The sequence below is a fragment of the Pseudomonas sp. NPDC086581 genome (assembly GCF_044746165.1).
GTDB lineage: Bacteria > Pseudomonadota > Gammaproteobacteria > Pseudomonadales > Pseudomonadaceae > Pseudomonas.
Map to the genome: position 1 here is coordinate 311,528 of NZ_JBIVBR010000010.1, position 11,336 is coordinate 322,863.

The following is an 11,336-nucleotide window of genomic DNA, read 5'->3' on the forward strand; positions in this document are numbered from 1 at the left end:
GGTGTCGCCTGTAGAAATTCTGATACTGTCTTGGTTGTTCTGATTGCCAAATAACAACAAAGCATGGAGTAGCAGAATGATCAGAAAGGCGCTCACCCCGCTGGCGGCTGCGTGCGCATTGGCCATTGCCACCCAGGCCTCCGCAGCCCCTTCGCCGTATTCCACCCTGGTCGTCTTCGGCGACAGCCTGAGCGATTCCGGACAGTTCGCCGACGCCGGCGGCCCTGCCGGCGCCAGCACCCGTTTCACCAACCGTGTCGGCCCAACCTACCTGGACGGCAGCGGCGAGATCTTCGGCCCCACCGCGCCGATGATCCTGGGCGGGAAGCTGGGTATCAGTGGCACCGACCTCAACCCCTCGACCTCGCTGGTCCCCGGCACCGTGGACGGCAACAACTGGGCCGTAGGCGGCTACCGTACCGACCAGATCTACGATTCGATCACCGCTGCCGGTGGCTCGGTGGTCACCTCCGGCTCCAACAGCCGTACCCGCGACGGCTACCTGGTGAACAACCGCGCCGACCCGAACGCGCTCTACTACCTCACCGGCGGCGGCAACGACTTCCTTCAGCTGCGCATCACCAACGACCCCACGGCCCGCGCGGCGGCCGGTCGTCTGGTGGACAGCGTGGATGCGCTACACAACGCGGGTGCGCGCTACATCATGGTCTGGCTGCTGCCTGACCTTGGCCAGACACCCGCTACCAACGGCACTGCGCTGCAATCCATCGGCACCCAGTTGTCGGGTATCTTCAACCAGGAGCTGGTCAGCCAACTGGCTGCGTCGAATGCCAACGTCATCCCGCTGAACATTCCGGCGATGTTCAAGGAAGTGCTGGCCAACCCCGGCGCCTACGGCCTGGCCACCGGCCAGAACCTGGTCGGTACCTGCTTCAGCGGCAACAGCTGCCCCGAGAACGCGGTCTACGGCCGCCACGGCAGCAACCCCGACCCGACCAAGCTGATCTTCAACGACGGCGTGCACCCGACCATCGCCGGCCAGAGCCTGATCGCCGATTACGCCTACTCGGTGCTCTCCGCCCCGTGGGAAGCGACCATGCTGCCGGAAATGGCCCTGGGCACGTACAACGCCTACCAGGACCAGTTGCGCAGCCAGTGGCTGGCGGACTGGGAAAACTGGCAGGGCACCGGCCAGTGGCGCGGCTTCGTCACCGGCGGCGCGCAACACCTGGACTACGACGACCAGGACAGCGCAGCCGACGGCTCCGGCTACGGCGCCAACCTGACCCTGGGCACCAGCTACCGCCTCGATGACGCCTGGCGTGTCGGCGGCTCACTGGGCTTCTACCGGCAGAAGCTGGAGCTGGGCTCGGACGATTCCGACTACAAGCTCAACAGCTACCTGGGCAGCCTGTTCGTGCAGTTCCAGCAGAACCGCTGGTGGGCTGATGCCTCCGTGACCGGCGGCAAGCTCGACTTCGACGATGCCAACCGCAAGTTCTCCATCATCAACCACGAGGTAGAGGAGAAGGCCGATACCGACGGCAGCCTCCTGGCCTTCAGCGGCCGACTGGGCTACGACATCGCCCAGGGTGGCGAGAACTGGCACCTGTCGCCCTTCGTCAGCGCCGACTGGGCACGGGTGAAGGTGGACAGCTACGAAGAGGACAGCGGCCGTTCCACCGCGCTGGCCTTTGATGAGCAGAACCGCTACTCCCGCCGACTCGGCGTCGGCCTGCAGGGCAAGCTGGACCTGTCCCAGGAAACCCAGCTGTTCAGCGAGGTCGCCGTGGAGCGCGAATATGCCGACGACACCCAGAACGTCGGGATGAACTTCACCAGCCTGCCGGACGTCGGCTTCAGCCTGCAAGGCTACACCCCGCAGAGCCACCTGCAGCGTGCCACCATCGGCTTCGCCCAGAAGCTGACACCGGAGCTGTCGTTGCGTGGCGGCTACAGCGCGCACCGCAGCAGCGACGACCTGGCGCAGGGGGTGAACCTGGCCTTGAGCCTGGACTTCTGACCGGCTCACGCGAGTGATGTGGGGCGACGGTCGGGTCCGGCAGTCGCCCCGCTTTCTTTCCCGCGCGCGCGTTGCGCTGCGCGGCTGAAGGTCGCGGCGCCGATGAGCGTCGGGGAACTGCCCGTTCCCGGCGGGCTCCAAGCATTCTGCGAGGTCGCCGTGCAGGAGGCGTCGCGGACGTTTCCACGCTAGAATGCGCCCTGATTTTTTCTACCTTCTTCTCCCCCGGAGCCTTCCATGTCCCGCGTTACCCTGAGCCGCTATCTGATCGAGCAGACCCGCAGTCACAACACCCCGGCCGACCTGCGCTTCCTCGTCGAGGTAGTAGCGCGCGCCTGCAAGGAAATCAGCCATGCCGTATCCAAGGGCGCCCTGGGTGGCGTTCTAGGCAGCATGGGCACCGAGAACGTGCAGGGTGAAGTGCAGAAGAAGCTGGACGTGATCTCCAACGAGATCCTCCTGGAAGCCAACGAATGGGCCGGCAATCTGGCCGGCATGGCTTCCGAGGAAATGGACCATCCCTACCAGATTCCGGGCAAGTACCCCAAGGGCGCCTACCTGCTGGTCTTCGATCCGCTGGACGGCTCCTCCAACATCGACGTCAACGTCTCGGTCGGCACCATCTTCTCCGTGCTGCGCTGCCCGCATGAGTACCTGAGCCAGAACGACAGCCTGCGCGAGGAAGCCTTCCTCCAGCCGGGCACCACCCAGGTCGCCGCCGGTTATGCCATCTACGGTCCGCAGACCATGCTGATCCTGACTCTGGGCAACGGCGTGAAGGGTTTCACCCTGGACCGCGAGTTGGGCAGCTTCGTGCTCACCCACGAGAACATCACCGTTCCTACCAGCACCGCCGAATTCGCCATCAACATGTCCAACGAGCGCCACTGGGAAGCCCCGGTGAAGCGTTACGTCAACGAACTGCTGGCCGGCAAGGAAGGCCCGCTGGGCAAGAACTACAACATGCGCTGGATTGCCTCCATGGTGGCCGACGTGCACCGCATCCTGACCCGCGGCGGCGTCTTCATGTACCCGCGCGACTCCCGTGAGCCGGAGAAGCCCGGCAAGCTTCGCCTGATGTACGAAGCCAACCCGATGTCCTTCATCATCGAACAGGCCGGCGGTGCAGCCACCAACGGCCACCAGCGCATCCTCGACATCCAGCCGGAGAACCTGCACCAGCGCGTTGCGGTGTTCCTGGGCTCCAAGGAAGAAGTCGAGCGCGCCACCGCCTACCACAAGGAAGGCTGATGGCTGCCGCGCCCTGGCAAGCGCTGCTGGACTGGTGGTTCGGCAGCGCGCTGGATGCCAACGAAGTCGCCGCCCAGCGTAATGCGCTGTGGTTCGGCAAGAGCGCCTGCCAGGACGTGGACTCGGAAAACCGTTTCGGCGGCCTGGTGCGCCAGGCCCTGGAAGGCGGACTGCGGGAGTGGGAGCGCGAGCCGCAGAGCTGGCTGGCGCTGATCCTGCTGCTGGACCAGTTGCCGCGCATGGTCTTGCGCGATACGCCGCGTGCCTATGCCGGCGACGCCCGCGCCCAGCAACTGGTGCGCCAGGGGCTGGAGGCGGGTTTCGACCGCCAGCTGCCGCGCATCGAGCGAGTATTCGTCTATATCGTCCTTGAGCACGCCGAAGACCTGGCCAGCCAGAACGAGGCGGTGCGCCTGTTCGAAGCCCTGCAGGCGGAATCCAGCGACAGCGAGAAGGTCCTGTTCGCCGGCTACCTTGCCTACGCGCGCAAGCATCAGGTGGTGATCGAGCGCTTCGGTCGCTTCCCTCACCGCAATGCCATCCTCGGCCGCGAGTCCACGGCCGAAGAAGCTCGCTTCCTCACGGAACCTGGCTCACGATTCTGACTCCAACCCGGCGGCCGAACTGGTCGCCTTGTGCCAAGCTTGTTGGCCTGCCCCCCAAACAATGGAGTTGTCGATGTCCTTCCGCCGCCTCGCGCTCGTCGCGTTCTGTGTCGTCCTGGCCGCTTGCAGCAAAGTGAACCAGGAGAACTATTCCAAGATCAAAACCGGCATGAGCAAGGCCGAAGTCGAGGACCTGCTCGGCAAGCCCACCGAATGCTCCGGCGCACTGGGTGTTTCCAGCTGCACCTGGGGTGATGAGAAAGCCTTCATCAGCATCCAGTACGCCGGCGACAAAGTGCTGCTGTTCTCCGCCCAGGGCCTGAAGTAATTCTGCCCTGGCAGGGCAGGCAGCCAAGGAGAAGCGAATGCGTCGATCCATCACCTGGCTGGCCTGCCTCGTCGCGCTGAGCGGTTGCGCCGGTTCTACCCAGCAACCGCCGCAGACCGCGCAGGTCGACCTCAAGCGCTACGAGGGCACCTGGTACGAGTTGGCGCGCAAGCCGATGTTCTTCCAGCGCCACTGCGCGCAGTCCGAAGCGCACTACCGTCTGCAGGACGATGCCAGTATTGCGGTGACCAATCGCTGCCTGACGAAGGATGGCGAATGGGACCAGGCCACCGGCCGCGCCGAGGCGCAGGTGCCGGGCCGCACCGACAAGCTCTGGGTGCGCTTCGACAACACTTTCTCGCGGATCTTCCCCGGCCTCGCCAAGGGCGACTACTGGGTGCTCTATGTCGACGACGACTACCAGACCGCGCTGGTCGGCAACCCCAACCGCGAATACCTCTGGCTGCTCTCGCGCCAGCCGGTGGTGCCGGATGCCACCCGCATGAAGCTGCTGGAACTGGCCCACGAGCGCGGCTACCAGACTGACGACCTGATCTGGCGGGCGGGGGAGACCTCCACCGCGCCCTGACGAAAAACGCCCCGAGGGGAGTTTTTCATGGAGCGTATTCCGGGTTGTTTTCCGGAGGTTCGGTCATCCCAGCAGCTCGCGCAGCACGTGGGCGAAGTCGCGGGCGCTCTGTTCTTCCAGCGCATGCCGGCCATCGCGCACGCGCCATTGCCCAGCGACCATCACGTCGCGCACCTGCCGATCACCGCCGGCGAACAGCCAGCGGTTGAGAATGGCGTCGCCACGGGCGGTCTGCAGGTAAGGATCGCCCCCGTCTAGTACCAGCAGGTCGGCGCGCTTGCCCACTGCCAATTCGCCGGTGGGTTGGCCAAGGGCGAGCGCGCCGCCGGTCAACGCCGCGTCGAACAGAGTTCGGCCGACCATCGGCTGGTCCTGGCCATAGAGGCGGTTGCGACGCTGGTCGCGCAGGCGCTGGCCGTATTCCAGCCAACGCAGTTCCTCGACCACGCTGAGCGATACATGGCTGTCCGAGCCGATGCCGAAGCGGCCGTGCTGGGCGAGGTAATCCACCGCCGGGAAGATGCCGTCGCCCAGGTTCGCCTCGGTGGTCAGGCAAAGGCCGGCCACCGCGCCGCTGCGGGCCATGGCCGTCACTTCGTCGGGTTCGGCATGGGTCGCGTGGACCAGGCACCAGCGCTCGTCCACCTCGACGTTCTCGTACAGCCACTGCAGCGGGCGACGCCCGCTCCAGGCCAGGCAGTCGTCGACTTCCTTCTGCTGCTCGGCGATGTGGATGTGCACCGGGCAACCGCTGGAGTCAGCGCCCAGCACCTCGGTGATCTGCTGCGGGGTTACTGCGCGCAGGGAGTGGAAGCACAGTCCCACGCCCTGCTGCGGCCGGGTCGCCAGGTGCGCGCGCAGGCCGTCGATCAGCTTCAGGTAGTTTTCGGTGCTGTTGATGAAGCGGCGCTGGCTTTCACTGGGTGCCTGGCCGCCGAAGCCTGCGTGGGAGTAGAGCACCGGCAACAGGGTCAGGCCGATGCCGGCGTCCGTCGCGGCCTGACTGACGCGCAGGGCCAGTTCCGCCGGGTTGGCGTAGGGCTTGCCGTCGACGTCGTGGTGCACGTAGTGAAATTCGGCGACGCCGGTGTAACCGGCCTTGAGCATCTCGATGTACAGCTGGCGAGCGATGACGCCGACCTGCTCGGGCGACAGGCGGCCGACCAGGCGATACATCAGGTCGCGCCAGGTCCAGAAGCTGTCGTTGGGATTGCCGGCGACTTCCGCCAGGCCCGCCATGGCGCGCTGGAAGGCGTGCGAATGCAGGTTCGGCATGCCCGCCAGCATTGGCCCGGAAACCCGTTCGGCGCCCTCTGCGCTGCCATCCGGGGTGATCGCGGTGAATAGGCCGTCGGCATTGATCTCGAAGCGGACATTGCGCGCCCAGCCGGTGGGCAGCAGGGCGGATTCGGCGAACAGGACGGACATGCGCGGAGGCCTCGCGAGGTTCTTGGAATTTGTATATACATATACAGACGTTTGCCGAGGCCGTAAACTACAAGGCACCCGACGGTCGTCAGAGGACTTGTATGCACCGGTCGAATCCGGTACATGCCGGAGACAGACCCAGGCTTTCGCCCATCGTCGCCCAGACAAGGAGTTTCCCGTGCCCGCATCGCCCACGCCTACCCCGCCCGCCGAGGGTTCGTCGCTCGCCGCGCAGATGGGGGAAATTCCCGCGCCGTTGTATGCCCGCGTCAAGCAGCTGATCATCCAGCAGATCCAGTCCGGCACCTGGCCGCCGCACCACCGCGTGCCGTCCGAGGCGGAGCTGGTCGAAGAGTTGAGTGTCAGCCGCATGACCATCAACCGCGCGCTGCGCGAGCTGACCGCTGACGGCCTACTGGTGCGTATGCAGGGCGTGGGCACCTTCGTCGCCGAGCCCAAGGGCCAGTCGGCGCTGTTCCAGGTGCAGAACATCGCCGAGGAAATCACCGCCCGCGGGCACAAACATCATCTGGTGGTGATCAGCCTGGTGGAAGAGCTGGCCAGCGCCGAACGCGCCCTGGCGCTGGACGTGCGCGAAGGTCAGCGCATCTTCCACTCGATCATCGTGCACTACGAGAACGACATCCCGGTGCAGATCGAGGACCGCTACGTCAATGCGGCGGTGGCCCCGGATTACCTCAAGCAGGACTTCACCGGGCAGACGCCGTTCGCCTATCTCACGCAGGTGGCGCCATTGAGCGAGGGCGAGCACGTGGTCGAGGCGGTGCTGCCCAGCCCCGAGGAATGCAAGCTGCTGTCCGTCGACCGCCACGAGCCGTGTCTGCTGATCCGCCGGCGCACCTGGTCCGGACGCAATACCGTCACCAGCGCGCGCCTGCTGTATCCGGGCTCGCGCTACCGCCTGGAGGGACGTTTCAGTTCATGAGCGATATCAAGTTGCTGCGCGCCGCCGACTACCCGGCGATGCCCTGGAAAAACGGTGCGGGCACGACCCGCGAGATTGTCCGCGACGCCGGCGACGGCCTGGAAGGTTTCGGCTGGCGGGTGTCCATCGCCGACGTCGGGGCACCCGGTCCGTTCTCAGCGTTCACCGGTTACCAGCGTGTCATCAGCGTCCTGGAAGGCGAGGGCATGCGGCTGAACGTGGATGGCGCCGACTCCCGCGACTTGCGCGCGCTCGATGCCTTCGCCTTCGATGGTGCAAGCGTGGTGGATTGCACTTTGCTGGGCGGCGCGATCCGCGACTTCAACCTGATCTATTCGCCCGCCCGCTACCGGGCGCGGCTGCAGTGGCTGAAGCTGGAGGGTGCGGCGCACTTCTTCAGCAGCGCATCGACCGTCCTGCTGTTCAGCGTGGGCGAGGGGGTTCACGCTAGCCTGAAGGGTGCGGCCAGCGGTGTGCTGGGGCTGCATGACACCCTGATCGCCGAAGGTGACGGCGCGCTGCGCGAGTGGCGGCTGAAAGTGGCGGGCCGTGCGGACATCTGCGTGATCGAACTCGAAGCACGCTGAGCAGAAAGGGCGCCGGAAGGCGCCCTTTGCTTTTGTAGGATGGCGTGGAGCGAAGTGATACCCATCAATCACTGTGCGGTGATCCGCATGAGTATCGCTGTGCTCCACCCATCCTACGGGCCCCGTGCTGTCCTGTTCGCTTGGAGGCACCCGTAAGGCGCATAAAGCGGAACGCTTTATCCGCCGTCACGACCGGGCGGCGTATAACGCCAGAGGCGTTATACGCCCTACGCCGAGTTACGAATACAACCGTGCGTAGCCGATCCACCGGCTCATCACCCCATCCTCCACCCATGCCCGCGCGGCGGCGATGTCTGGGGCGAAGTAACGGTCCTGCTCGTAGTGCGGCACCTGGCTGCGGATCAGTGTGCGCACTTCCTGCAGCTGTGGCGAGCTTTGCAGCGGCGCGTGGAAGTCCACGCCCTGCGCGGCGGCGAGCAGTTCGATGGCGACCACGCCGGCGCTGTTGCCGGCCATGTCCTGCAGGCGGCGAGCGGCGAAGGTGGCCATGGAGACGTGGTCTTCCTGGTTCGCCGAGGTCGGCAGGCTGTCCACCGAGGCCGGGTGGGCCCAGGTCTTGTTCTCCGAGGCCAGGGCTGCCGAGGTGACTTGGGCGATCATGAAGCCGGAGTTCAGCCCGCCCTCCTTGACCAGGAAGGCCGGCAGCCCCGACATCGCCGGGTCCACCAGTTGGGCGATGCGCCGCTCGGACAGCGCGCCGATCTCCGAGATCGCCAGCGCCAGCACATCGGAGGCCATCGCCACCGGTTCGGCGTGGAAGTTACCGCCTGACAGAACATCGCCGTCAGCGCTGAACACTAGCGGGTTGTCTGAAACGGCGTTGGCCTCGCGCAGGAAAACTCCGGCAGCGAAACGCAGGTGATCCAGGCATGCGCCCATCACCTGTGGCTGGCAGCGCAGCGAGTACGGGTCCTGCACGCGCTTGCAGTCGATGTGCGATTGGTTGATCGGGCTGTCGTGAAGCAATTCGCGGTACAGCGCGGCGACCGCGATCTGCCCCGGCTGGCCGCGCACTTCCTGGATGCGCGCATCGAAGGGCACGAACGAGCCCTTCAGCGCTTCCACCGTCAGGCTACCGGCGACCACCGCCGAGATAAACAGCTTCTCCGCCGCGAACAGCCCGCGCAGGGCCAGTGCGGTGGACACCTGGGTGCCGTTGATCAGCGCCAGACCTTCCTTCGGCCCCAGCACCAGCGGCTCGGCGCCGGCTATGGCGAGGCCCTCGGTAGCTTCGAGGATGCGCCCTTCATGGCGCACCTGGCCGACGCCCAACAGGGTCGCGGACAGGTGCGCCAGCGGCGCCAGGTCGCCGGAAGCGCCCACCGAACCCTGCGACGGGATGCACGGGTAGACCCGCGCCTTGTACAGCTTGAGCAGCGTCTCGATCACCGGCAGGCCGACGCCGGAGAAGCCGCGCGCCAGGGAGCCGATCTTCAGCGCCATGATCAGCGCCACGCTGGCGTCGTCCAGCAGCGGGCCGGTGCCGGTGCAGTGGGAGAGGATCAGGTTGCGCTGCAGGGTGGCGAGCTGGCCCTCGGCGATGGAGGTGCGTGCCAGTAGGCCGAAGCCGGTGTTGATGCCGTACACGGTGCGCTGGTCGGCGATGATCTGGCTGACCGTCTGCGCGCTGCGCAGGATGGCTTCGCGGCATTCATCTGCGAGGCGCAATTCGGATTGGTGCTGGTAGATGGCGCGCAGCTGGTCGAGGTCGAACTGGCCGGGCGTCAGGAGCAGGGTTTCGGACATGTCAGCATCCTGGGTTCGGTGAAAGTGTTACCGCGGATCGATCCTGTATATACAGGTATAGCAATCGCTGTGCCATGGCGCTCCGGGACGCGTGGTCTGGCATTTCGCCGTGGCGTGCGCTGGCGCAGGGAGGAGTGAGTGTCACCGCCGGTGGCATTTCCAGTCCGATGGTCGTGGGCAAATCGTGGATCGGCGGCTAAACCCAAAGGGACACCAACGCGCCCGGAGACGCCCATGTCCGCCCCCCGTTGCCTGTTTGCCCTGCTGCTGGCCTTCGGTCTCTGCACGCAGACCCTTGCCGCTGGCTGTCCCTACCCGAAACCCGTGGAGTTCGCCGGGCTGAACTGGGAGAGTGGCATGTTCACTACCGAGGTGCTGCGCTTCATCCTGGAGAAGGGCTACGGCTGTCAGACCGACGCCGTGCCGGGTAACACCGTGACCATGGAGAACGCGCTGAAGCAGAACGACATCCAGGTCACCGGCGAGCAGTGGGCCGGGCGCAGCACCGTCTGGCAGCAGGCGGAGAAGGCCGGCCAGGTATTCTCCGTAGGCGAGACGGTGAAGGGCGCCAGCGAAGGCTGGTGGGTGCCGGACTACGTGGTGCACGGCGACGCGAAGCGGGGCATCAAGGCAGTCGCGCCGGACCTGAAATCCGTCAGTGACCTGCCCAGGTACAAGGCGCTGTTCAAGGATGATGAGGAGCCGGACAAGGGCCGCTTCTACAACTGCCCCACCGGCTGGACCTGCGAGATCGTCAACACGCAGAAGCTCAAGGCCTATGGGCTGCAAAGCAGCTACGTGAACTTCCGCACCGGCGCCGGCCCCGCGCTGGATGCGGCGATCAGCTCGGCCATCGCCCAGGGCAAGCCGGTGCTCTTCTATTACTGGGCGCCGACGCCGCTGCTGGGACGTTTCAAGCTGGTGCAGCTGGAGGAGCCGCCGTTCGACGAGGCTGCGTGGAAGACCCTGACCGATGCCAACGATCCCAACCCCAAGGGCTCGCGCTCGCTGCCGGCGAAGATCAGCATCGGCGTGTCCCGCGATTTTCACGACAAGGCGCCGGCACTGGTGCAGGTGTTCGAGAAGGTCGAGCTGCCATTGCCGTTGTTCAACGCGCTGCTGGCGGACATGGCGGAGCACCACCGGGACGTGGCGGACGTGCGGGCGAAGTTCTTCCGCGAGCACCGGGAGCTGTGGTCGAAGTGGGTGACGGCAGAGGCGGCGGCGCGGATCGATGCGGCCTTGAAGTAGGGCGGCAGTATGCGGTTCGCGAGCAAGCTCGCTCCTACAGGTGTGCATCGGCGCGCTTGTTGTAGGAGCAAGCTTGCTCGCGAACATCAGCCGCTGCTGTCTTCCATTTCCGCTCGGAAAGAACTTGTCTATACAACTTGTGTCCCTTGGTAGCGAGCGGTGTTACCGAACGCAACGAAACGGTGCAGCGAAGCCTTCTTCTGGTGCGATTGTCTGAAGCACGGCCATGGCTGACAGCTACTCTAGAATCCCTTCTTCTAATTTTTATTCCTTTTAAATCAATAAGATGAATTTATTTCGAGACTGACTGAGGCCCTCCCCAGCCAAGATTGGCCCTTGCTTTGCTTATACTTGTACATACAAGCATAGACATGATGGTTTCGAACCTTCGAAGCTGTCGAACGAACTGCCAAGCCCTCACCGGCTTAAACGATCCGAGCAAGCGAAGGAGCCTTCCGTGACCAAATTCCGCGACGTCGAAATCCGTGCCCCGCGTGGCACCCAACTGAACGCCAAGAGCTGGCTGACCGAAGCGCCGCTGCGCATGCTGATGAACAACCTCGACCCGGAAGTTGCCGAGAACCCCAAGGAGCTGGTGGT

At 65.2% G+C, this 11,336-nt stretch carries 11 protein-coding genes; 9 read left to right on the forward strand and 2 right to left on the reverse strand.

Annotated features, from left to right (window positions below; all coding sequences use genetic code 11):
* Positions 1 to 76: 76 nt before the first annotated feature.
* From estP to ACIPK7_RS21365, 5 genes are all read left to right on the forward strand, one after another.
* Complete coding sequence (gene estP / locus ACIPK7_RS21345; RefSeq protein ID WP_401090010.1) at positions 77 to 1,984, forward strand: esterase EstP; 1,908 nt, start codon at positions 77 to 79, stop codon at positions 1,982 to 1,984.
* A gap of 237 nt (positions 1,985 to 2,221) precedes the next feature.
* Entirely contained in the window at positions 2,222 to 3,235 is a 1,014-nt protein-coding gene (locus tag ACIPK7_RS21350) for a class 1 fructose-bisphosphatase (protein ID WP_017517185.1), read from the forward strand.
* The gene (locus ACIPK7_RS21355) at positions 3,235 to 3,840 is read left to right on the forward strand and encodes a DUF924 family protein (protein ID WP_192433068.1); all 606 of its coding nucleotides are present in this window, start codon (positions 3,235 to 3,237) and stop codon (positions 3,838 to 3,840) included. The genes ACIPK7_RS21350 and ACIPK7_RS21355 overlap by 1 nt, the downstream gene beginning before the upstream one ends.
* A gap of 73 nt (positions 3,841 to 3,913) precedes the next feature.
* Positions 3,914 to 4,168, forward strand: coding sequence for an outer membrane protein assembly factor BamE (gene bamE / locus ACIPK7_RS21360; protein ID WP_192433067.1), 255 nt, complete (start codon positions 3,914 to 3,916; stop codon positions 4,166 to 4,168).
* A gap of 37 nt (positions 4,169 to 4,205) precedes the next feature.
* Entirely contained in the window at positions 4,206 to 4,757 is a 552-nt protein-coding gene (locus tag ACIPK7_RS21365; RefSeq protein ID WP_401090013.1) for a lipocalin family protein, read from the forward strand.
* 63 nt (positions 4,758 to 4,820) lie between these two features.
* On the opposite strand, the gene ACIPK7_RS21370 is transcribed toward ACIPK7_RS21365, so the two are convergent.
* A complete protein-coding gene (locus ACIPK7_RS21370; RefSeq protein ID WP_401090015.1) occupies positions 4,821 to 6,185 on the reverse strand; it encodes a formimidoylglutamate deiminase in 1,365 nt (454 codons plus the stop codon).
* A gap of 235 nt (positions 6,186 to 6,420) precedes the next feature.
* On the opposite strand from ACIPK7_RS21370, the gene hutC reads away from it, so the two are divergent.
* Together hutC and ACIPK7_RS21380 are read left to right on the forward strand one after the other, a co-directional pair.
* Positions 6,421 to 7,131, forward strand: a complete 711-nt coding sequence (hutC, locus tag ACIPK7_RS21375) for a histidine utilization repressor (protein WP_192433448.1) — start codon at positions 6,421 to 6,423, stop codon at positions 7,129 to 7,131.
* On the forward strand, positions 7,128 to 7,718 hold the full coding sequence (locus tag ACIPK7_RS21380) for a HutD family protein (protein ID WP_401090017.1): 591 nt from the start codon (positions 7,128 to 7,130) through the stop codon (positions 7,716 to 7,718). The genes hutC and ACIPK7_RS21380 overlap by 4 nt, the downstream gene beginning before the upstream one ends.
* Before the next feature lie 237 nt (positions 7,719 to 7,955).
* Here the strand turns inward: ACIPK7_RS21380 and hutH are convergent, their stop codons facing one another.
* Positions 7,956 to 9,485: a histidine ammonia-lyase gene (hutH, locus tag ACIPK7_RS21385; RefSeq protein ID WP_401090019.1), complete on the reverse strand. Its 1,530-nt coding sequence runs from the start codon at positions 9,483 to 9,485 to the stop codon at positions 7,956 to 7,958.
* Between the two features lie 234 nt (positions 9,486 to 9,719).
* On the opposite strand from hutH, the gene ACIPK7_RS21390 reads away from it, so the two are divergent.
* Together ACIPK7_RS21390 and ACIPK7_RS21395 are read left to right on the forward strand one after the other, a co-directional pair.
* Entirely contained in the window at positions 9,720 to 10,736 is a 1,017-nt protein-coding gene (locus tag ACIPK7_RS21390; protein ID WP_401090021.1) for an ABC transporter substrate-binding protein, read from the forward strand.
* A 457-nt stretch (positions 10,737 to 11,193) separates the two neighbouring features.
* Positions 11,194 to 11,336: hypothetical protein (locus ACIPK7_RS21395; protein ID WP_401090032.1), on the forward strand; the 143-nt coding region annotated here is incomplete at its 3' end.

What these genes read in the sequence shown, in the direction of transcription:
- estP (WP_401090010.1), top strand. Translation starts at nt 77, where the DNA reads ATGATCAGAAAGGCGCTCACCCCGCTGGCGGCTGCGTGCGCATTGGCC.
- ACIPK7_RS21350 (WP_017517185.1), top strand. Translation starts at nt 2,222, where the DNA reads ATGTCCCGCGTTACCCTGAGCCGCTATCTGATCGAGCAGACCCGCAGT.
- ACIPK7_RS21355 (WP_192433068.1), top strand. Translation starts at nt 3,235, where the DNA reads ATGGCTGCCGCGCCCTGGCAAGCGCTGCTGGACTGGTGGTTCGGCAGC.
- bamE (WP_192433067.1), top strand. Translation starts at nt 3,914, where the DNA reads ATGTCCTTCCGCCGCCTCGCGCTCGTCGCGTTCTGTGTCGTCCTGGCC.
- ACIPK7_RS21365 (WP_401090013.1), top strand. Translation starts at nt 4,206, where the DNA reads ATGCGTCGATCCATCACCTGGCTGGCCTGCCTCGTCGCGCTGAGCGGT.
- ACIPK7_RS21370 (WP_401090015.1), bottom strand. Translation starts at nt 6,185, where the DNA reads ATGTCCGTCCTGTTCGCCGAATCCGCCCTGCTGCCCACCGGCTGGGCG.
- hutC (WP_192433448.1), top strand. Translation starts at nt 6,421, where the DNA reads ATGGGGGAAATTCCCGCGCCGTTGTATGCCCGCGTCAAGCAGCTGATC.
- ACIPK7_RS21380 (WP_401090017.1), top strand. Translation starts at nt 7,128, where the DNA reads ATGAGCGATATCAAGTTGCTGCGCGCCGCCGACTACCCGGCGATGCCC.
- hutH (WP_401090019.1), bottom strand. Translation starts at nt 9,485, where the DNA reads ATGTCCGAAACCCTGCTCCTGACGCCCGGCCAGTTCGACCTCGACCAG.
- ACIPK7_RS21390 (WP_401090021.1), top strand. Translation starts at nt 9,720, where the DNA reads ATGTCCGCCCCCCGTTGCCTGTTTGCCCTGCTGCTGGCCTTCGGTCTC.